This window comes from Chromatiales bacterium (genome assembly GCA_014762505.1).
Taxonomy (GTDB): Bacteria; Pseudomonadota; Gammaproteobacteria; order SpSt-1174; family SpSt-1174; genus SpSt-1174.
The window spans coordinates 297,543-315,775 of sequence record JABURS010000043.1 but is presented as its reverse complement, the minus strand read 5'-3'; the positions used below and the strand labels follow the sequence as shown (position 1 = coordinate 315,775).

24 protein-coding genes are annotated in these 18,233 nt (G+C 67.0%); 18 read left to right on the top strand and 6 right to left on the bottom strand.

From position 1 onward, the window contains the following. Window positions 1-113: 113 nt before the first annotated feature. The 3 genes from HUJ28_13300 to HUJ28_13290 all read right to left on the bottom strand — a co-directional run bounded on the left by HUJ28_13300 (window position 114) and on the right by HUJ28_13290 (window position 1,477). Window positions 114-662, bottom strand: coding sequence for a purine-binding chemotaxis protein CheW (locus HUJ28_13300; protein MBD3620442.1), 549 nt, complete (start codon window positions 660-662; stop codon window positions 114-116). Window positions 663-685: 23 nt separating this feature from the next. Continuing rightward, window positions 686-1,048, bottom strand: a complete 363-nt coding sequence (locus HUJ28_13295) for a response regulator (protein ID MBD3620441.1) — start codon at window positions 1,046-1,048, stop codon at window positions 686-688. Window positions 1,049-1,120: 72 nt separating this feature from the next. Beyond that, on the bottom strand, window positions 1,121-1,477 hold the full coding sequence (locus tag HUJ28_13290; protein MBD3620440.1) for a response regulator: 357 nt from the start codon (window positions 1,475-1,477) through the stop codon (window positions 1,121-1,123). A 302-nt stretch (window positions 1,478-1,779) separates the two neighbouring features. On the opposite strand from HUJ28_13290, the gene gshB reads away from it, so the two are divergent. Genes gshB through HUJ28_13235 form a run of 11 tightly spaced genes read left to right on the top strand, consistent with a single transcriptional unit; the run spans window position 1,780 to window position 10,300 of the window. Further along, window positions 1,780-2,733 carry a glutathione synthase gene (gshB, locus tag HUJ28_13285; protein MBD3620439.1) on the top strand — a complete coding sequence of 318 codons (954 nt, stop codon included), beginning with the start codon at window positions 1,780-1,782 and terminating at the stop codon, window positions 2,731-2,733. After that, the gene (locus HUJ28_13280) at window positions 2,730-3,773 is read left to right on the top strand and encodes an FAD:protein FMN transferase (GenBank protein MBD3620438.1); all 1,044 of its coding nucleotides are present in this window, start codon (window positions 2,730-2,732) and stop codon (window positions 3,771-3,773) included. The genes gshB and HUJ28_13280 overlap by 4 nt, the downstream gene beginning before the upstream one ends. Beyond that, entirely contained in the window at window positions 3,770-4,138 is a 369-nt protein-coding gene (locus HUJ28_13275; protein MBD3620437.1) for a NusG domain II-containing protein, read from the top strand. The genes HUJ28_13280 and HUJ28_13275 overlap by 4 nt, the downstream gene beginning before the upstream one ends. Further along, complete coding sequence (locus HUJ28_13270; GenBank protein ID MBD3620436.1) at window positions 4,138-4,665, top strand: Gx transporter family protein; 528 nt, start codon at window positions 4,138-4,140, stop codon at window positions 4,663-4,665. The genes HUJ28_13275 and HUJ28_13270 overlap by 1 nt, the downstream gene beginning before the upstream one ends. Then, window positions 4,662-5,543, top strand: a complete 882-nt coding sequence (locus HUJ28_13265; GenBank protein ID MBD3620435.1) for an energy transducer TonB — start codon at window positions 4,662-4,664, stop codon at window positions 5,541-5,543. Before HUJ28_13270 ends, HUJ28_13265 begins: the two co-directional genes overlap by 4 nt. 46 nt (window positions 5,544-5,589) lie before the next feature. Further along, window positions 5,590-6,153: a YqgE/AlgH family protein gene (locus HUJ28_13260; GenBank protein ID MBD3620434.1), complete on the top strand. Its 564-nt coding sequence runs from the start codon at window positions 5,590-5,592 to the stop codon at window positions 6,151-6,153. 19 nt (window positions 6,154-6,172) lie between these two features. Then, window positions 6,173-6,601, top strand: coding sequence for a Holliday junction resolvase RuvX (ruvX, locus tag HUJ28_13255; GenBank protein MBD3620433.1), 429 nt, complete (start codon window positions 6,173-6,175; stop codon window positions 6,599-6,601). A 4-nt stretch (window positions 6,602-6,605) separates the two neighbouring features. Further along, window positions 6,606-7,115, top strand: a complete 510-nt coding sequence (pyrR, locus tag HUJ28_13250; protein ID MBD3620432.1) for a bifunctional pyr operon transcriptional regulator/uracil phosphoribosyltransferase PyrR — start codon at window positions 6,606-6,608, stop codon at window positions 7,113-7,115. Further along, window positions 7,115-8,113, top strand: coding sequence for an aspartate carbamoyltransferase catalytic subunit (locus tag HUJ28_13245; GenBank protein ID MBD3620431.1), 999 nt, complete (start codon window positions 7,115-7,117; stop codon window positions 8,111-8,113). The genes pyrR and HUJ28_13245 overlap by 1 nt, the downstream gene beginning before the upstream one ends. After that, complete coding sequence (locus tag HUJ28_13240; GenBank protein MBD3620430.1) at window positions 8,110-9,390, top strand: dihydroorotase; 1,281 nt, start codon at window positions 8,110-8,112, stop codon at window positions 9,388-9,390. The genes HUJ28_13245 and HUJ28_13240 overlap by 4 nt, the downstream gene beginning before the upstream one ends. A 31-nt stretch (window positions 9,391-9,421) precedes the next feature. Next, entirely contained in the window at window positions 9,422-10,300 is an 879-nt protein-coding gene (locus HUJ28_13235) for a dihydroorotate dehydrogenase electron transfer subunit (protein ID MBD3620429.1), read from the top strand. Between the two features lie 36 nt (window positions 10,301-10,336). On the opposite strand, the gene HUJ28_13230 is transcribed toward HUJ28_13235, so the two are convergent. From HUJ28_13230 to HUJ28_13220, 3 genes are read right to left on the bottom strand one after another with little or no spacing between them, the layout of a single operon-like run. Beyond that, entirely contained in the window at window positions 10,337-11,596 is a 1,260-nt protein-coding gene (locus tag HUJ28_13230; protein MBD3620428.1) for a PilT/PilU family type 4a pilus ATPase, read from the bottom strand. A gap of 26 nt (window positions 11,597-11,622) precedes the next feature. Then, on the bottom strand, window positions 11,623-12,786 hold the full coding sequence (locus HUJ28_13225) for a PilT/PilU family type 4a pilus ATPase (protein ID MBD3620427.1): 1,164 nt from the start codon (window positions 12,784-12,786) through the stop codon (window positions 11,623-11,625). Window positions 12,787-12,813: 27 nt separating this feature from the next. Further along, a complete protein-coding gene (locus HUJ28_13220; protein MBD3620426.1) occupies window positions 12,814-13,848 on the bottom strand; it encodes a type IV pilus twitching motility protein PilT in 1,035 nt (344 codons plus the stop codon). A gap of 124 nt (window positions 13,849-13,972) precedes the next feature. Here HUJ28_13220 and HUJ28_13215 point away from each other — a divergent pair, with 124 nt between their 5' ends. From HUJ28_13215 to metW, 7 genes are read left to right on the top strand one after another with little or no spacing between them, the layout of a single operon-like run. Next, window positions 13,973-14,656: a YggS family pyridoxal phosphate-dependent enzyme gene (locus tag HUJ28_13215; GenBank protein ID MBD3620425.1), complete on the top strand. Its 684-nt coding sequence runs from the start codon at window positions 13,973-13,975 to the stop codon at window positions 14,654-14,656. A 33-nt stretch (window positions 14,657-14,689) separates the two neighbouring features. After that, a complete protein-coding gene (locus HUJ28_13210) occupies window positions 14,690-15,526 on the top strand; it encodes a pyrroline-5-carboxylate reductase (protein ID MBD3620424.1) in 837 nt (278 codons plus the stop codon). A gap of 1 nt (window position 15,527) precedes the next feature. Further along, entirely contained in the window at window positions 15,528-15,962 is a 435-nt protein-coding gene (locus HUJ28_13205) for a YggT family protein (protein MBD3620423.1), read from the top strand. Next, window positions 15,857-16,081: a YggT family protein gene (locus tag HUJ28_13200; GenBank protein MBD3620422.1), complete on the top strand. Its 225-nt coding sequence runs from the start codon at window positions 15,857-15,859 to the stop codon at window positions 16,079-16,081. Before HUJ28_13205 ends, HUJ28_13200 begins: the two co-directional genes overlap by 106 nt. Further along, window positions 16,074-16,409, top strand: a complete 336-nt coding sequence (locus tag HUJ28_13195) for a YggU family protein (protein ID MBD3620421.1) — start codon at window positions 16,074-16,076, stop codon at window positions 16,407-16,409. Before HUJ28_13200 ends, HUJ28_13195 begins: the two co-directional genes overlap by 8 nt. 42 nt (window positions 16,410-16,451) lie before the next feature. Further along, window positions 16,452-17,597, top strand: coding sequence for a homoserine O-acetyltransferase (locus HUJ28_13190; GenBank protein ID MBD3620420.1), 1,146 nt, complete (start codon window positions 16,452-16,454; stop codon window positions 17,595-17,597). Continuing rightward, entirely contained in the window at window positions 17,597-18,193 is a 597-nt protein-coding gene (metW, locus tag HUJ28_13185; GenBank protein ID MBD3620419.1) for a methionine biosynthesis protein MetW, read from the top strand. The genes HUJ28_13190 and metW overlap by 1 nt, the downstream gene beginning before the upstream one ends. Window positions 18,194-18,233: the final 40 nt, after the last annotated feature.

Below are 18,233 nucleotides of genomic sequence, written 5' to 3'. Positions count from 1 at the left end.
TCCTGCCCATCTGTTTCCATCGCCCGAAGACGACCTGGCGGTTGATCCGCGAATCGAATGTGCTGTTATTGCTGTTGTTATATCGCGGGCCCCTGCCCGCATCCCGCCGCGACCTAGACCGCGACGTCCATGAACCCCTCGCTCTCGGCCAGCCGGAAGGGACTGAACACCGGATAGTGCTCGCCCAGGCGATTGAACGAATAGGTGACGAAGGGTTTGATCCGTTCATCCAGCGCAGGCAGCTCCTCGGCGATCTCGTCACGCCAGAAATGGCGCATGCCCATCACCGCGTCGATCACCAGCCCGGCCACCACCCCCTCGTGGCTGACCACCAGCAACCGGCGCGAGGCCGGGTCGGTCACCGGCTTCTCGTCGTACAGAAAGGCCTGCAGGTCCATGACCGGCAACAGGTTGCCGCGCATGTTGGCAATGCCCAGCACCCAGGACTTCACGCCCGGCACCGGGGCCACACTGGTGACGGAGACGATTTCGGCGACCTCGTCCATGGGGGCCAGCATCTCCATCCCGTGCAGACGGAACAGTACGCCAGTCCATTCCTCCCGGCTGTCCTCGATGCGCGGCAGGCCGACGGCCCGCGTGCGACAGCGCTGATCCAGCGCCCCGAGCAGTTCGAATGGGGAATGACTCGCCTCGGCCGCCATGATCGCTCGTCAGGTCTCCGGGCTCAGCCGCCCAGGGCCTTGACGCGGTCGAGCAGGTCCTTTTCCTTGACCGGCTTGACGATGTAGTCCTTGGCGCCCTGGCGCATGGCCCAGACCTTGTCCGTCTCCTGGTCCTTGGTGGTGACGATCACCACCGGGATGCCCGAGGTGCTCGGCTCGTTGGACAGCTGGCGGGTGGCCTGGAAACCGTTCAGCCCCGGCATCACCACGTCCATGAGGATCAGGTCGGGCAGCACCTTCTTGGCGACCTCGACACCCTCCTCGCCGCTCTGGGCGGTGGTCACCTGATGACCATTCTTCTCGAGAATCGTCTTGCAGACGTGAATTTCGGTGGGCGAATCGTCTACGACCAGGATGTGAGCCATGGGTTTCTCTCCACTGTAAATCAGTCAATCAAATCAGATGAGGCGACGACAGCACGGCCGCTGCCCGCCCCGCTAGTGTTTTTTTGCATAGGCACGAATCGCGCCAAGCAGGTCGTCCTTCGTGAAGGGCTTGGTCAGGTACTGCTCGGAGCCGACGATACGGCCGCGCGCCTTGTCGAAAATGCTGTCCTTGCTCGACAGCATGATGACCGGGGTATTCTTGAAGGCGGTATTGTGCTTGATGAGCGCGCAGGTCTGGTAACCGTCCAGACGCGGCATCATGATGTCGACGAAGATGATGTCCGGCTTGTGTTCGGCGATCTTGGCCAGCGCCTCGAACCCGTCGGTCGCGGTCACCACATCGCAGCCCTGCTTCTTCAGCAGGTTCTCGGCCGTGCGTCGAATCGTCTTGCTGTCATCGATGACCATGACCTTCAGGTCGGTGAAGACATCTCCCTCACCTGCCCCGCCCGTGCTTGCTTCGCTCACAGTCCACCTGGCCCGTTTGTTATTTTGAACGTGTGATAGATTGCTCCCGAATGTAACCCATGAAAAGCCCATTAGCAAACAAGTGAAACGAAAAAAGACAGTTAGCGCATAAAGGTAATGTTGCTTCTAGGCAGAATTCGTCACCTTGTGACAGTTTGCCGACGTGCATCCGCACATGGCGGCCAGAACCGCGTATGGATAGACTGGGTCCGCACAACCCGACCGACCACCAGGGCACGCACATGACCGTATCGCTTGGCGTGGTGATGGACCCCATCGCCCGCATCAACATCAAGAAGGACAGCAGCTTCGCCATGCTGCTGGAGGCGCAGCGCCGCGGCTGGACACTCCTGTATATGGAGCAGGACGACCTGTATCTGGAGGACGGCCGGGTGTTCGCCCGCATGCGCCCCCTGCGCGTACAGGACGACCCGGCGGGCTGGTTCGAACTCGGCGAGCCGCAGGAGCGGCCACTGGGCGAGCTGTCCACGGTACTGATGCGCAAGGACCCGCCCTTCGACATGGAATTCCTCTACAGCACCTACCTGCTGGAGCGGGCCGCGGCCGAGGGCTGCCTGGTGATCAACCGGCCGGCCAGCCTGCGCGACTGCAACGAGAAGCTGTTCACTGCCTGGTTCCCGCAGTGCTGCCCGCCCACCCTGGTCACCCGCGAGCCGCGCCGCCTGCGCGACTTCCTCGCCCGCCAGGGAGAGATCGTGCTCAAGCCGCTGGACGCCATGGGCGGGTCCATGATCTTCCGCCTGCGCCAGGACGACCCGAACCTCGGCGTGATCCTCGAGACCAGCACCGACCACGGCCGGCGCACCATCATGGCCCAGCGCTTCCTGCCCGAGTTCCGCCAGGGCGACAAGCGCATCCTGCTGATCGACGGCGAACCGGTGCCCTATGCCCTGGCCCGCATCCCGGCCGAGGGCGAGAGCCGCGCCAACCTGGCCGCCGGCGGCAGCGGGGTCGGCCAGGAGCTCACCGCGCGCGACCGCTGGATCTGCGAGCAGGTCGGGCCCGAGCTGCGCGCACGCGGCCTGACCTTCGTCGGCCTGGACGTGATCGGCGACTACCTCACCGAGATCAACGTCACCAGCCCCACCTGCATCCGCGAACTCGACGCGATCTATGGCATCAACATCGCCGGCACCCTCATGGACGCCATCGCCCGGCGACTGGAGGCCGCATGAGGCGTCCCGCCCTGGCCCTCGCCACCGCCCTGCTCGGTCTCGCCCTGCTCGCCGGCTGCAGCCGGCCGGAACCGCACAGCGAGACCCTGCTCGCCTTCGGCACCCTGGTGGACATCACCGTGTACGCCGACAGTCCCGAGGCGGCCCAGGCGGCGATACATGCCGTGGACGAGGACCTGCGGTTCATGCACGAGAACTGGAATGCCTGGCGCCCCAATACCCTGGGACGGGTCAATCTGCTGCTGCCCACCGGCGAGTGGTTTTCCTCCGGCCCCTCGCTGCTGCCGCTGATCAGGCAATCCATCGAGCTGTCGGCGCAGAGCGAGGGACTGTTCAATCCCGCCATCGGCAAGCTGGTCGGGCTGTGGGGGTTCCAGAGCGACAGTCCGCCCGACGGCCCGCCGCCGGACGAGGGCCAGATCGAGCTGCTGCTGGAACAGGCCCCGCGCATGTCGGACATTGCGATCGACGGCATCCGCATCCGCTCCGGCAACCCGGCCGTGCGTCTGGACTTCGGCGCCTTCGCCAAGGGCTATGCGGTGGACCGCGCCATCGAGCGCCTGCGCGAGCACGGTATCGAACACGCCATCGTCAATGCCGGCGGCGACCTGCGCGCCATCGGCCGGCACGACGATCGCGACTGGCGGGTGGGCATACGTCACCCCGGCGGCGAGGGCGTGATCGCCTCGCTGCAGATCAGCGGCGACGAGAGCGTGTTCACCTCGGGCAACTATGAGCGCTACTTCGACTGGGAGGGCGAACGCTACCACCACATCATCGACCCGCGCACGGGGCGTCCCGCGCGGGGGCTGGCCTCGGTCACCGTGCTGCACGACAACGGCGCCGAGGCCGATGCCGCGGCCACCGCCCTGTTCGTGGCCGGCCCCGAGGACTGGCCGCGCATTGCCGCGCGCATGGGCATCGACCGGGTCATGGTCGTGTCTGAAAACGGCGACATCGCCATGACCCCGGCCATGGCCGCCCGCCTGCGCCTGGAGGGTGACGCCCCGCCGCCATTCACCCTGCGCGAGCTGCCGTGAAGCCGGGCGACTGGCTGGTGCTGGTCGGCGGGGCACTGCTGGTCGGCGCCCTCTACGCCCACTTCTGGACGCCCGCCGCCCCCGCCGCCCCCGCCGACTCCGCCCGGATACAGGCCGCCGGCGCCCCGCCGCAGCAGGTCCCGCTGGCCGGGCACCGGCACCTGGAGATCCCCGGGCCGCTCGGCAACAGCCACGTCGAGGTACGCGACGGCCGCGCCCGCTTCACCGACTCGCCCTGTCACGACAAGTTCTGCGTGCACTACGGCTGGCTGAATCACGCCGGCGAAGTGATCGCCTGCGTGCCCAACCGCGTGGTGGTACAGCTCGCCGGTCCCGCCCGCGACTTCGACGCGATCAACTTCTGATGCCCGCGACCGCCCGGCAACTCACGGCCACCGCCGACGACCTGCGCATCGCCTGGCTCGCGGCGCTGGCGGTGGCCATCCATGTGCTGGAGGCGGCCTTCCCCTCCCCGCTGCCCGGGGTGAAGCCCGGCCTGGCCAACGTGGTGGTGATCATGGCCCTGCTGCTCTATGGCTGGCGCGCGGCCCTGTCGGTGGCCGTGCTGCGGGTCGTGGCCGGCAGCCTGTTCCTCGGCACCTTCCTCTCGCCCACCTTCCTGCTCAGCCTGAGCGGCGCACTGGCCGCACTGGCCGCCCTGGGCCTGGCCTGGGCCATCGCCGGGCACCGGCTCAGCGCCATCGGCCTGAGCGTGATCGCGGCCCTGGCGCACATGACGGGCCAGTTCCTCGTCGCCTGGGGGCTGTTCATCCCCACGGATGCCATCTGGCGACTCTATCCCATTTTGATGAGCGCCAGCCTGATCTTCGGGCTGGTTAGCGGTACAATCGCGCAGGCCATCATCCGCCAGCTCACGACAACGACCGAATGACCGCGTTCAGCCTGACCCCACAGCTTTCATCGAACGACCGCTTCGGTATCAGCCTGTTCCTCGCCGCCATCGTCCACGGCCTGGTCATCCTCGGCATCGCCTTCGGCGTGGACCTCATGCCCGAGCGCTACGTCCCTCCGTCGCTGGACGTCACCCTGGTGCAGACCGAGACCCACGAGGCGCCGGACGATGCGAAGTTCATCGCCCAGGCCAACCAGCAGGCCAGCGGCAGCACCGACGAGCCGAACCGTCCCACCAGCCCGGTCACCTCGCTCGATCCGCGCCCGCACGACGGCACCGCGCCCATGCAGATCCAGGCGCAGTCCCCCGTGCAGCCGGAAGAGGAACAGGTCCAGGCGATGACCACCCGCCGCTCGGACTACCAGGTCCCCACCGAGGAACAGACCCGTCAGGAACAGCCGGTGCCGGACCGCCGCGGCCGTGAGCTGGTGGACCGCAGCCTGGAGATCGCACGCCTGGCCGCCGAGATCAGCGAGCGCGAACAGCGCTACGCCGAGCGCCCGCGCCGTCACTACCTGTCGTTCTCCAGTGCCAAGAGCGTGATCGAGGCCGACTACTTCCGCGCCTTCAAGGAGAAGGTCGAGCGCATCGGCAACCTCAACTACCCGGACGAGGCCCTGCGCCGCAAGCTCGAGGGCGAGCTCATCCTGCACGTCACCGTCAACCGGGACGGCAAGGTGCTGGGCATCGAGCTCGGCAAGTCCTCCGGTCACCAGGTGCTGGACGACGCCGCCAGGCGCATCGTGCGCCTGTCCGAGCCCTTCGCCCCCTTCGACCGCGAGATGCAAAAGGCCTACGACGAGCTCGTCATCACCCGCACCTGGCGCTTCGAGGTGGGCGGTCTCACCACCCGCTGAGCGGCCCCGGCTTGCGAGCCCGCGGCCGGCACCCGATACTTGCAGCATGTCCGCCTCCAGCTACTTCACCAACCAGTTCCTCATCGCCATGCCCGCGCTGGCCGACCCGAACTTCTTTCGCACGGTGACGCTGATCTGCGAGCACAACGCCGACGGGGCGCTGGGTATCGTTATCAACCAGCCCACGGAGATCCGCCTGGGCGAGCTGCTCGACCACCTGGAGATCGCCACCGACCGCGAGGACATCGCCGCCCGACCCGTCTACAGCGGCGGCCCGGTGGAGATGGAGCGCGGCTTCGTGCTGCACCAGCCGGTCGGCGCCTGGGAGGGCAGCCTGCAGATCACCGACCAGCTGGCGCTCACCACCTCCAGCGACATCCTGCGGGCCCTGGCCGAGGGCCGCGGCCCCGAACGTGTGCTGGTGGCACTGGGCTACGCCGGCTGGGGCGCTGGCCAGCTCGAGCAGGAGATGGCCGACAACGCCTGGCTCACCTCGCCGGCCAGTCTCGACATCCTGTTCGACACGCCCCCGGAGAAGCGCTGGCACGCTGCGGCCCGCCAGCTCGGCATCGACCTCGACCTGCTGTCGGACGGGGCCGGTCACGCGTGAGGCCGGGGAGACGGCGGCCTTGACCGCGCAGACCCTGCTGGGCTTCGACTACGGCGCGCGCCGCATCGGCGTGGCCGTGGGCCAGACGCTCACCGGCACCGCCTCGGCACTGGCCACGGTGGCCTGCGACAACAGCCGGCCGGACTGGGAGGCCATCGGCGCACTGATTGCGGAATGGCGGCCGCAGCGGCTCATCGTCGGCCTGCCGCGCCACCTGGACGGGCGCGAGCACGAGCTGAAGCCCGTGGTCGAGCGCTTCGCCCGCCAGCTGGAGGGCCGCTACGGCCTGCCGGTGACCCTGGTGGATGAGCGCCTGACCTCGGCCGAGGCCAGCGCCCGGTTGATCGAGACGCGACAAAAAGGCCGGCGCAGGAAGATTCGCAAGGACGAAATCGATAGACTATCCGCCGCCATCCTGCTCGAAACCTGGATGTCCGGAGGGGCATGAACGAATGATACCCAAGGTCGACACACTACTGGACCACATGACCGGCGCGCTGACGGACCTGATCCGCGAGCGCGGGCTGGAGGATCCGCTCATGGTCGGCATCCATACCGGCGGGGTGTGGGTGGCGCGCGAGCTGCACCGCCGCCTGGGCCTGCCCGGGCGTCTCGGCGAACTCGACATCTCCTTCTACCGCGACGACTTCAGCCGCATCGGCATGCACCCGCAGGTGAAGCCCTCCAACCTACCGTTCAGCCTGGACGACGCCCACATCATCCTGGTCGACGACGTACTCTACACCGGCCGCACCATCCGCGCGGCGATGAACGAGCTGTTCGACTTCGGCCGGCCGGCCTCCATCACCCTGGCGGTGCTGGTGGAACGCGGCGGGCGCGAGCTGCCCATCGAGGCGCAGGTGGTTGGTGCCCGCCTCGATCTGGGCCCGCAGGAACAGCTCAAGCTCAGTGGTCCCGAGCCCCTGGAACTCAGCCTGGTGCGCACCGAGGACACGGCCTGATGACCATCCACTACCCCGCCCCCGGCGCCTCGCCGGCCAGCATCCAGATCACCCGCGAGGGCCGGCTCAAGCACTTCCTCACCATCGAGGGCCTCAACCGCGCGCTGATCACCGAGATCCTGGACACCGCCGAGTCCTTCGCCAGCATGAACGACCAGTCGGTGAAGAAGGTCCCGCTGCTGCGCGGCAAGACCGTCATCAACCTCTTCTTCGAGGCCAGCACGCGCACGCGCACCACCTTCGAGCTGGCCGCCAAGCGCCTGTCGGCCGACGTGCTCAACATCAACATCGGCCAGTCCTCCGCGGTCAAGGGCGAGAGCCTGCTCGACACGCTGCGCAACCTGGAGGCCATGTACTGCGACATGTTCATCGTGCGTCACGCCGACAGCGGCGCCTCGCAGTTCATCGCCCACCACGTCGCCCCGCACATCAGCGTGCTGAATGCCGGCGACGGCCGCCACGCGCACCCGACGCAGGCGATGCTCGACATGTTCACCATCCGCCGGCACAAGGGCGACTTCACCAGGCTGCGCGTGGCCATCGTCGGCGACATCCTGCACTCGCGCGTGGCCCGCTCGCAGATCCACGCACTCAACATCCTCAATACCGGCGAGGTGCGCGTGATCGCGCCCAAGACCCTGTTGCCGGCCGAGGTGGAAAAGCTCGGCGTGCATGTCTTCCACGACCTGGAGCAGGGTCTGCGCGACGTGGACGTGGTCATCATGCTGCGCCTGCAGAAGGAGCGCATGCAGGGTGCACTGCTGCCGAGCGAGCACGAGTACTTCCAGCTCTACGGACTGACCGAAGAGCGCCTGAAGGTCGCCGCGCCGGACGTCATCGTCATGCACCCGGGCCCGGCCAACCGCGGGGTGGAGATCTCCTCGCGCGTCGCCGACGGGCCGCGCTCGGTCATCCTCGAACAGGTCACCAACGGCATCGCCGTGCGCATGGCCATCATGTCCATGGTCATGGGCGCCACACCGGGAGGCGCGGCATGAAGCTGCAGATACGCGGCGGGCGCGTGATCGACCCCGCCAACGGCATCGACGAGGTTACCGACCTGTTCATCGCCTACGGGCGCATCACCGCACTCGGCCAGGCCCCCGACGGCTACTCCCCCGATCGGGTCATCGAGGCCCGGGGCTGTTACGTGCTACCGGGCCTGGTGGACCTCGCCGCCCGCCTGCGCCAGCCCGGCCAGGAGCACAAGGCCACCATCGCCAGCGAGACCCGCGCGGCCGCGGCCGGCGGCATCACCGCGCTGTGCTGCCCGCCGGATACCGTGCCGCCCATCGACTCGCCGGCCGAGATCAACCTCGTCACCCGCCTGGCCAAGGCCGCCGGCCAGGCCAAGGTCTATGCCCTGGGGGCACTGACCGCCGAGCTCGAGGGCGAATTCCTGAGCGAGATGGCGGCGCTGAAGGCCGCCGGCTGCCTGGGCGTGAGCAATGCCTTGAAGCCGGTGAGCTCCGCCCTGGTGCTGCGCCGCGCCATGGAATACGCCGGCAGCCACGAACTCACCGTGTTCCTGCACCCGATCGACTTCGAGCTGGCCAACCAGGGCTGCGCCCACGAGGGCGCGGTGGCCTCGCGCCTCGGCCTGCCCGGCATCCCCGAGGCGGCGGAGACCGCCGCCATCGGCCAGCAGCTGGCGCTGATCGAACAGACCGGCGTGCGCGCCCACTTCTGCCGCGTCTCCACCGCACGCGGCGCGGCCATGATCCAGCGCGCCCAGTACGACGGCCTGCCGGTGAGCATGGACGTCTGCGCCCACCAGCTGTACCTGACGGAGGTCGACATCGGCGACTTCAACAGCCTGTGCCACACCCAGCCGCCGCTGCGCACCCTGCGCGACCGTGACGGCCTGCGCCAGTGCCTGGGCAAGGGCAGCATCGGGGCCATCTGCTCCGACCATCAGCCCCACGAGGAAGACGCCAAGCTGGCCCCCTTCCCCGCCACCGAGCCCGGCATCTCGGCCCTGGAGACCCTGCTGCCGCTCACCCTGCAGCTGGTGGACGACGGCACGCTGACACTGCCCGAGGCGGTGCGCCGCATCACCTGCGGCCCCGCGCAGATCCTGGGCCTTGCGGCCGGCACCCTGTCGGTAGGCGCGGCCGCCGACGTCTGCGTCTATGATCCGGAACAGCCCTGGACGCTGGACGAACGCAGCCTGCTGAGTGCCGGCAAGAACACCCCCTTCCTCGGCTGGGAGTTTGCCGGCCGCGTCACCCATACCCTGGTCGACGGGCGCGTAGCCTTCGAGCTCGCCCCCTGACGACCACCCGTACACCGTAACGAGCACCGTCATGAGCCAGAAGCCGAAACCGCATCGCGACACCATCTTCGTCGAGGACGCCGAGATCCTCAGCCACGAGGCCTTCGAGGGCGCACAATACATCCTGCGCGTGCGGGCGCCCAAGTGCGCCGCGATGGCCGAGGCCGGCAGCTTCGCCCACATCCAGTGCGACCCGCTGCTGCCCATGCGCCGGCCGCTGTCCATCATGCGCGTCTCGCGGGAGGCCGGCTGGGTGGAATTCCTCTACAAGGCGGTGGGCGAAGGCACGCGCCTGCTGGCACGGCGCGCGGTGGGCGAGACCCTCAGCGTGATGGGCCCCATCGGCAAGCCCTTTGCCTTCCACCCGGAACGTACCCGCCCGCTGCTCATCGGTGGCGGCGTGGGCATCCCGCCCATGGTCTTCGTCGCCGACACCCTGCGCCGGCAGTCGGGCTGGAAGCCCTTCGTCATCATGGGTTCGGAAGTCCCCTTCCCGTTCAAGCCCCGCCCCTCGCAGATCATGGTGCCGGGCATGCCGGAGGGCGTGATCGCTGCCATGCCGCTGCTGGAGGACTGGGGCGTCCCCTCACGCCTCACCAGCCTGCAGGGCTACGCCGGTTGCCATGAGGGCTACGTCACCGACCTGGCACGCCTGTGGCTGGCTGCGCTCCCGGAGGACGAACGCGCGGAGGTGGAGATCTTCAGCTGCGGACCGCATCCCATGCTGGAGGCGGTGGCCGGGCTTGCCGCCGAATTCGACCTGCCCTGCCAGGTCTCGCTGGAGGAATTCATGGCCTGCGCGGTGGGGGGCTGTGCCGGCTGCGTGGTGGAGGTGAAGACCCCGCAGGGACCGGCGATGAAGCGCGTGTGCGTGGATGGTCCGGTATTCGAGGCCGCCGCCGTCTTCTGAGCGGGGATGTGAGCGGGGCCGGCCGGCCCCGCGGGCCTACTTGCCCTCGTCGAGATCGATGTCGACCCCGCCCTCGGAGGGCAACGTGAGGTCGTCCAGCAGGCTGCCGAAATCGTCGTCGTCATCCTCGTCTTCGACCGCGGCACCCTTCTTCTCGGCCTTCTCCGACAGGCCGGCATCGTCCAGCATCTCGCTCGGGAACTGCAGGCTCTCCTCCTCCTGCTTGAGGCTCTTGACGCCCCCGCCGAAGTTGATGCGCCATTCGAGATCCCCGCGCGAATCGGCATGATTGAGGGCGCTCTGCAGGGTGATCTGGCCGGCCTTGTAGAGTTCGAACAGCGACTGGTCGAAGGTCTGCATGCCCACCGAGCCGCCCTTCTCCATCACTTCCTTGATGTCGTTCATCTGCCCCTTGCGGATCAGCTCCGAGATGTAGGGCGTGTTGATCATCACCTCCACCGCCGCCACGCGCTTGCCGCTGGTGCTCGGCACCAGGCGCTGCGAGATGATGCCGCGCAGGTTGAGCGAGAGATCCATCAGGATCTGCTGCTTCGCATCCGGCGGGAACATGTTGATGATGCGGTCCAGCGCCTGGTTGGCGTTGACCGCATGCAGGGTGGTGAGCGCCAGATGGCCGGTGTCGGCGAAGCCGATCGCCGCCTCCATCGTATGACGGTCACGCACCTCGCCGATCATGATCATGTCCGGGGCCTCGCGCATGGCCTCGCGCAGGGCGTTGGCGTAGGACAGGGTGTCCAGCCCTACCTCGCGCTGACCGACGATGGACTTCTTGTGCTGATACACGAACTCGATGGGGTCCTCGACGGTGAGGATATGCCCCATGCGATTGGTGTTGCGGAAATCGATCATCGAGGCCAGCGAGGTGGACTTCCCGGAGCCCGTGGCCCCCACCACGATGATGAGCCCGGTGTTGTGCATCACCAGGTCCTTGAGAATCGGCGGCAGCTTCAGCTCCTCGATACTCGGGATCACGGAGCGTATGTAGCGAATCACCATGGAGGTCTCGCCGCGCTGCACGTAGATGTTCACGCGGAAGCGCCCGAGATTCATCATCGAGATCCCGAGATTCATCTCCCGGGTCTCCTCGAACTCCTTGATCTGCTCTTCGCTCATGAGCGAATAGGCGATGCGCTTGATGAGCCCCGGCTGCAGGGCCTGCTTGCTCACCGGCTTGAAGTGCCCTTCCACCTTGATACTGACAGGCGCACCGGTGGTGAAGAACATGTCCGATGCACCCTGCTGGGCCATCAGCTTGAGATAGGGTTCGATATTCATGTGTCAGTTGTTTTTGTGTGGAGCCACTAGCGCAGCAGCCCGCTTTCCTCGGAGGTCTCTTCCACCTGCAGATCGTCCAGACCTTCCATGATGTCCGACTGCTCGCGTTTGCTCTCCAGCTTGACGCGCAGGCGCAGGTCGTTGACCGAATCGGCATTGCGCAGGGCGTCTTCGAGCGTGATCTGGCCGGATTCGTAGAGATCGAACAGGGCCTGGTCGAAGGTCTTCATGCCGGCCTCGTTGGACTTCTTCATCAGCTCCTTCATCTCGTGGACCTCGCCCTTGAAGATGAGGTCGGACATGAGCGGCGTATTGATCATGATCTCCACCGCCGGCACGCGCCCCTTGCCATCGGCACGCGGAATCAGGCGCTGGGAGATGACGGCACGCAGGTTGAGCGACAGGTCCATCAAAAGCTGCGGGCGGCGCTCTTCCGGGAAGAAGTTGATGATGCGGTCCAGTGCCTGGTTGGTACTGTTGGCATGCAGGGTGGACAGACACAGATGGCCGGTCTCGGCGAAGGCGATACCGTAGTCCATGGTGTCGCGGTCACGGATTTCGCCGATCAGGATCACGTCCGGCGCCTGTCGCAGGGTGTTCTTCAGCGCGATCTCGTAGGTCTCGGTATCCACGCCGACCTCGCGCTGCGTGACGATGCAGTTGCCGTGGTTGTGCACGAACTCGATCGGGTCCTCGATGGTGACGATGTGCCCGTAGCTGTTGTGGTTGCGATAGCCGACCATCGCCGCCAGCGAGGTCGACTTACCGGAACCGGTGCCGCCGACGAAGATCACCAGGCCGCGCTTGGTCATGGCGATGTCCGACAGCACCTTGGGCAGACCGAGGTCCTCGAACTTGGGGATCTCCGAGTTGATGACACGCAGCACCATGCCGCTGCTGCCACGCTGGGTGAAGGCGTTGACACGAAAACGCGCCACGCCCGGCAGGCTGATGGCGAAGTTGCATTCCATGTGCTCCTCGAACTCGGCCGCCTGCTTGTCGTTCATGATGGAACGCACCAGCACCTGCGTATGCGAGGGCGACAGGGGCTGGTTGGTGATCGGCATCATCTTGCCGTTCACCTTCATCGAGGGCGGTGCGCCAGAGGTGATGAAGAGGTCGGAGCCGTCCTTGCTGAGCATGGTCCTCAGCAGGTCGTGCATGAAACGTATGGCCTTATCGCGATCCATTGAGACTCTCCAGCGTTGATCGCGTGATTACAGCGAGTCGGGGTTGGCGGCCTTACGACGCGCCTCTTCCTTGCTCACGACGCCGCGCGCCACCAGCTCCTTCAGCGACTGGTCGAGCGTCTGCATGCCGATGTTCTGACCGGTCTGGATGGCCGAGTACATCTGCGCGATCTTGTTTTCACGAATGAGGTTGCGAATGGCGGGGGTACCGATCATGATCTCGTGCGCCGCCACACGGCCGCCGCCGATCTTCTTCAGCAGCGACTGCGAGATGACCGCACGCAGCGATTCGGAGAGCATCGCCCGCACCATGTCCTTTTCCGCAGCCGGAAACACGTCGACCACACGGTCGATGGTCTTGGCGGCCGAACTGGTGTGCAGGGTGCCGAACACGAGATGGCCGGTCTCGGCCGCCGTGAGCGCCAGGCGGATGGTCTCGAGGTCGCGCATCTCGCCGACCAGGATGGTGTCCGGGTCTTCACGCAGGGCCGAGCGCAGGGCCTCGTTGAAGCCCATGGTGTCGCGATGCACCTCGCGCTGGTTGATGAGGCACTTCTTGCTCTCGTGCACGAACTCGATCGGGTCCTCGACAGTGAGGATGTGCCCGTACTCGGTCTCGTTCTTGTGGTTCATCATGGCTGCGAGCGTGGTCGACTTGCCCGAGCCGGTCGGCCCGGTGACCAGCACGATGCCGCGCGGGTATTCGGAGATCGACTCGAAGATCTTGGGCGCACCCAGCTCCTCGAGGGTGAGGATCTTGGAGGGGATGGTACGGAACACCGCCCCCGCACCGCGGTTGTGGTTGAAGGCGTTGACACGAAAGCGCGCCAGGCCCGGGATCTCGAAGGAGAAGTCGGTCTCCCAGAATTCCTCGTAGTCCTTGCGCTGCTTGTCGTTCATGATGTCGTACACCATGCCGTGGACCTGCTTGTGGTCCATGGCCGGCACGTTGATACGGCGCACGTCGCCATCCACGCGTATCATCGGCGGCAATCCGGCGGAGAGATGCAGGTCGGATGCACCGTTCTTGACCGCAAAGGCGAGAAGTTGCGCGATATCCATCGATCCCCCCAGAATTTATGGTTCTTATATGCCACCGATCCGGGCAAGCCATGCCGGCCGGCGGATGTGACCGGGAAAATAATGCGTCCCAACGCCCACGAAAAGCAACTATAGCACAGGGGTCATGACCGGAATTTGCGACAATCTGCGCAGGATTCGCGACGAAATCCACCAGCTCGAGGCCCGTTTTGGCCGCGTGCCGGACAGCGTGCGGCTGCTGGCCGTGAGCAAGACCAAGCCCGTCGCCGACCTGCGCGAGGCGCTGGCCTGCGGACAGCGCGCCTTCGGCGAGAACTACGTGCAGGAGCTGGAGGAGAAGCAGGAGGCACTGGCCGATGCGGGCATCGAGTGGCATTTCATCGGCCCGCTGCAATCGAACAAGTCGCGCATCGTCGCCGAACGGGCCGACTGGATGCACAGCCTGGACCGCGGGAAGATCGCCCGGCGCCTGCATGAGCAGCGCCCGGCGCACATGGCCCCGCTGAACGTCTGCCTGCAGGTGAACATCAGCGGCGAGGCGAGCAAGTCCGGAGTGACGCCGGAGGCCCTGCCGGCCCTGGCCGAGACCATCGCCGGCCTGTCCGCGCTGCGCCTGCGGGGCCTGATGGCCATCCCGGCCCCGAGCACCGACTTCGATGCCCAGCGCCGCGTCTTCGCCCGGGTAAGGGAGGCGCAGGAGGCGCTGATCGCCCGCGGCCACGTGCTCGACACCCTTTCCATGGGCATGACGGGCGACATGGCCGCCGCCATCGCCGAGGGGGCCACCCTGGTGCGCATCGGTACGGCAATCTTCGGGGCGCGCGGGTAGAATGAGCCCATACACCACCAGACAGCGCACATCATGACCACGCACAACGACAGCATCTGCTTCATCGGCGGCGGCAACATGGCCGCCAGCATCATCGGCGGGCTGGTGGCCGACGGCCGCGCCCCCGAGGGCATCATCGTCGCCGACCCCTCCGCCGAGACCCTGGCAGGCCTGGCCGCGCGCTGGCCCGGCCTGTGCACCACCGCAGACAACCACGCTGCAGCCGCCGACGCCGGCATCCTGGTGCTGGCCGTCAAGCCGCAGGTGATGCGCGCCGTGACGGAAGACCTGCTGCCCACCGTGGCGCGCAGGCGCCCGCTCATCGTCTCCATCGCCGCCGGGGTGCGGGCAGGCGACATCGACCGCTGGCTGGGCGGCGGCCATGCCATCGTGCGCTGCATGCCCAACACCCCGGCACTGGTGCGCAGCGGCGCCAGCGGCCTGTATGCGAACCTGGCCGTGTCCGCGGCCCAGCGCAATGCCGCCGAACGCATCCTGCGTGCCGTCGGCCTCACGCTGTGGGTGGGGAACGAGGCGCAGCTGGATGCCGTGACCGCCGTCTCCGGCAGCGGCCCGGCCTACTTCTTCTACGTGATGGAGGCGATGCAGGCGGCCGGCGAGAAGCTGGGGCTGGCCCCGGAACAGGCCCGCCTGCTGGTGCTGGAGACCGCCTTCGGGGCCGCCAAGCTCGCCCTGGAGAGCACCGACGACGCCGCCACCCTGCGCGCCCGGGTGACTTCCCCCGGGGGCACCACCGAACGGGCCATCCGGGCGCTGGAGTCCGGCGGCCTGATGCCACTCTTCGAACAGGCCCTGGCCGCGGCCGCCGACCGTGCCCGCGAACTGGGCGACGAACTGGGGAAAGACTGACATGAATCTCGGGCAAGACATCGGATCCCTGCTGATCCAGTTCCTGTTTTCCTTCCTGATCGTCTTCGTGATGCTGCGTTTCCTGCTGGCCTGGGTACGCGCGGACTTCTACAACCCGCTCTCGCAGGCCATCGTCAGCGTCACCAACCCGATCCTAGTGCCGCTGCGCCGCGTGATCCCGCCGATCGGCCGCATCGACACCGCCGCCATCCTGCTCATGCTGCTGCTGCAGGCCATCGAGCTCACGCTGCTGCTCCTGCTCCACGGCCGCCCGACCCCCGTCGGGGCGATCCTGCTGGCCTCGGTGGTGCAGCTGGCGCGCCTGGGCGTGTGGGTCTTCATCGCCGCCATCTTCATCCAGGTCATCGTCAGCTGGGTCGCCCCGGCAGCCGCAACCCGGCCGCCTCCCTGGCCTGGAGCCTCACCGAGCCGCTGATGCGTCCGCTGCGCCGCGTGATCCCGCCGTTCGGCATGATCGACATCACGCCGATGATCGCGATCCTGCTCCTGTTCATCGGCCTGCGGATACTGGATCACCTGGTCGGCTATGTCTGAGGATGCCGGCGCCTTCTTCCGCTGGGAGGACGGCGACCTCATCCTCAAGCTGAAGGTGCAGCCGCGCGCCAGCCGCGACGGCTTCGCCGAGGTGCTGGGCGACCGGCTCAAGGTCCGGCTCACGGCGCCGCCGGTGGACGGCCAGGCGAATGCCGCACTGACGGCCTTCCTCGCCAGGGCCTTCGGGGTGCCCCGGGGGAGCATCGAGCTGCTGGCCGGCGAGACCGGCCGCGACAAGCGCCTGCGCATCCGCGCACCGCGGCGGCTGCCACCGGTCATCCCCGGCACCGACAGGAGTCCGGTTGCATCCGCCGGACCCCATCATTAGACTCAGACGACTTTTTTCCCAGCCAGACACACGATTCCCACGATGCCGGAGACCATACCCGCCGATTCCGTCGGCCTGGTATCCCCCCAGACGCTGCATTTCGACCAGCCGCTCGAGCTGGAATGCGGGCGTGCGCTCGTGGAATACGATCTCGTCTACGAGACCTACGGCGAGCTCAACGCCGACCGCTCCAACGCCATCCTGATCTGCCATGCCCTGTCCGGCGACCACCATGCCGCCGGCTATCACCGCATGGAAGACCGCAAGCCCGGCTGGTGGGACAGCTGCATCGGCCCGGGCAAGCCGTTCGACACCCGCAAGTACTTCATCGTCTCGCTCAACAACCTGGGCGGCTGCAAGGGCTCGAGCGGCCCCAACCAGGTCAACCCCGCGACCGGCAGGGAATGGGGGGCCGACTTCCCCATCGTCACGGTCAAGGACTGGGTGAAGAGCCAGGCGCGCCTGGCCGACACGCTCGGCATCGCACAGTGGGCCGCCGTGATCGGCGGCAGCCTCGGTGGCATGCAGGTGATGCAGTGGGCCATCGATCTGCCCGAGCGTCTGCGCCACGCCATCGTCATCGCCGCCGCGCCCAAGCTCTCGGCACAGAACATCGCCTTCAACGAGGTGGCCCGCCAGGCCATCCTCACCGACCCGGAATTCCACGAGGGGCATTTCTACGCCCACGACACAGTGCCGCGTCGCGGCCTGCGCCTGGCGCGCATGCTCGGCCACATCACCTACCTCTCGGACGAGGCCATGCGCGCCAAGTTCGGCCGCGACCTGCGCGAGGGCAAGATCAACTTCGGCTTCGACGTCGAGTTCCAGATCGAGAGCTACCTGCGCTACCAGGGCGAGTCCTTCGTCGAGCGCTTCGACGCCAACACCTACCTGCTCATGACCAAGGCGCTGGACTACTTCGACCCGGCGCACGACTACGAGGGCGACCTGGCCGAGGCCTTCCGCCGTGCCAGCGCGGAGTTCCTGGTGGTGTCCTTCACCAGCGACTGGCGCTTCGCGCCGCAGCGTTCGCGCGAGATCACCCGTGCCCTGCTGGATGCCGACCGGGTGGTGAGCTATGCCGAGGTGGAGGCCCACCACGGCCACGATGCCTTCCTGCTGCCGATCCCGCAGTACATGAAGGTGCTGTACAGCTACATGCGCCGCGTCGAAGAGGAGATCGGCTGATGCGTCCCGATCTGGCCATCATCGCCGAATGGATCGAGCCGGGCTCGCGGGTGCTGGACCTGGGCTGCGGCGACGGCACGCTGCTCGCCCACCTGGAAACGCAGCGCGACGTCACCGGCTACGGCCTGGAGATCGACGACGACAACATCGTCGCCTGCATCGACAAGGGGGTGAACGTCATCCAGACCGACCTGGACGACGGGCTGTCCGTGTTCTTCGACGAGGACTCCTTCGACTACGTCATCATGTCGCAGACCCTGCAGGCGATGACGCATCCCGAACGCCTGCTCGACGAGATGCTGCGCGTCGGCCGCGAAGGCATCGTCACCTTCCCCAACATGGGCCACTGGAAGAACCGGCTGCATCTGGCATTCAGGGGCCGCATGCCGGTCTCCCGCACCCTGCCCAACGCCTGGTATGACACGCCCAACATCCACCTGTGCACCATCCGCGACTTCGAGGCCCTGTGCCGCGAGCGCGGCATACACATCTTGCAGCGCGAGGTGGTGGACGCCGCGCATCGCCGCCATCACGGCATGCACGTCATGCCCAACCTGCTTGGCGAGATCGCCCTGTACCGCTTCTGCCGCGGCTGATCACTGCAGCGGCTGGCGGGGGATGAATCTTCGCCTACAC

Excerpts from the sequence above, each read along its gene's own strand:
- HUJ28_13300 (MBD3620442.1), bottom strand. The coding sequence starts at position 662 with ATGGCGGCCGAGGCGAGTCATTCCCCATTCGAACTGCTCGGGGCGCTG.
- HUJ28_13295 (MBD3620441.1), bottom strand. The coding sequence starts at position 1,048 with ATGGCTCACATCCTGGTCGTAGACGATTCGCCCACCGAAATTCACGTC.
- HUJ28_13290 (MBD3620440.1), bottom strand. The coding sequence starts at position 1,477 with ATGGTCATCGATGACAGCAAGACGATTCGACGCACGGCCGAGAACCTG.
- gshB (MBD3620439.1), top strand. The coding sequence starts at position 1,780 with ATGACCGTATCGCTTGGCGTGGTGATGGACCCCATCGCCCGCATCAAC.
- HUJ28_13280 (MBD3620438.1), top strand. The coding sequence starts at position 2,730 with ATGAGGCGTCCCGCCCTGGCCCTCGCCACCGCCCTGCTCGGTCTCGCC.
- HUJ28_13270 (MBD3620436.1), top strand. The coding sequence starts at position 4,138 with ATGCCCGCGACCGCCCGGCAACTCACGGCCACCGCCGACGACCTGCGC.
- HUJ28_13265 (MBD3620435.1), top strand. The coding sequence starts at position 4,662 with ATGACCGCGTTCAGCCTGACCCCACAGCTTTCATCGAACGACCGCTTC.
- HUJ28_13260 (MBD3620434.1), top strand. The coding sequence starts at position 5,590 with ATGTCCGCCTCCAGCTACTTCACCAACCAGTTCCTCATCGCCATGCCC.
- pyrR (MBD3620432.1), top strand. The coding sequence starts at position 6,606 with ATGATACCCAAGGTCGACACACTACTGGACCACATGACCGGCGCGCTG.
- HUJ28_13245 (MBD3620431.1), top strand. The coding sequence starts at position 7,115 with ATGACCATCCACTACCCCGCCCCCGGCGCCTCGCCGGCCAGCATCCAG.
- HUJ28_13240 (MBD3620430.1), top strand. The coding sequence starts at position 8,110 with ATGAAGCTGCAGATACGCGGCGGGCGCGTGATCGACCCCGCCAACGGC.
- HUJ28_13235 (MBD3620429.1), top strand. The coding sequence starts at position 9,422 with ATGAGCCAGAAGCCGAAACCGCATCGCGACACCATCTTCGTCGAGGAC.
- HUJ28_13230 (MBD3620428.1), bottom strand. The coding sequence starts at position 11,596 with ATGAATATCGAACCCTATCTCAAGCTGATGGCCCAGCAGGGTGCATCG.
- HUJ28_13225 (MBD3620427.1), bottom strand. The coding sequence starts at position 12,786 with ATGGATCGCGATAAGGCCATACGTTTCATGCACGACCTGCTGAGGACC.
- HUJ28_13220 (MBD3620426.1), bottom strand. The coding sequence starts at position 13,848 with ATGGATATCGCGCAACTTCTCGCCTTTGCGGTCAAGAACGGTGCATCC.
- HUJ28_13215 (MBD3620425.1), top strand. The coding sequence starts at position 13,973 with ATGACCGGAATTTGCGACAATCTGCGCAGGATTCGCGACGAAATCCAC.
- HUJ28_13210 (MBD3620424.1), top strand. The coding sequence starts at position 14,690 with ATGACCACGCACAACGACAGCATCTGCTTCATCGGCGGCGGCAACATG.
- HUJ28_13205 (MBD3620423.1), top strand. The coding sequence starts at position 15,528 with ATGAATCTCGGGCAAGACATCGGATCCCTGCTGATCCAGTTCCTGTTT.
- HUJ28_13195 (MBD3620421.1), top strand. The coding sequence starts at position 16,074 with ATGTCTGAGGATGCCGGCGCCTTCTTCCGCTGGGAGGACGGCGACCTC.
- HUJ28_13190 (MBD3620420.1), top strand. The coding sequence starts at position 16,452 with ATGCCGGAGACCATACCCGCCGATTCCGTCGGCCTGGTATCCCCCCAG.
- metW (MBD3620419.1), top strand. The coding sequence starts at position 17,597 with ATGCGTCCCGATCTGGCCATCATCGCCGAATGGATCGAGCCGGGCTCG.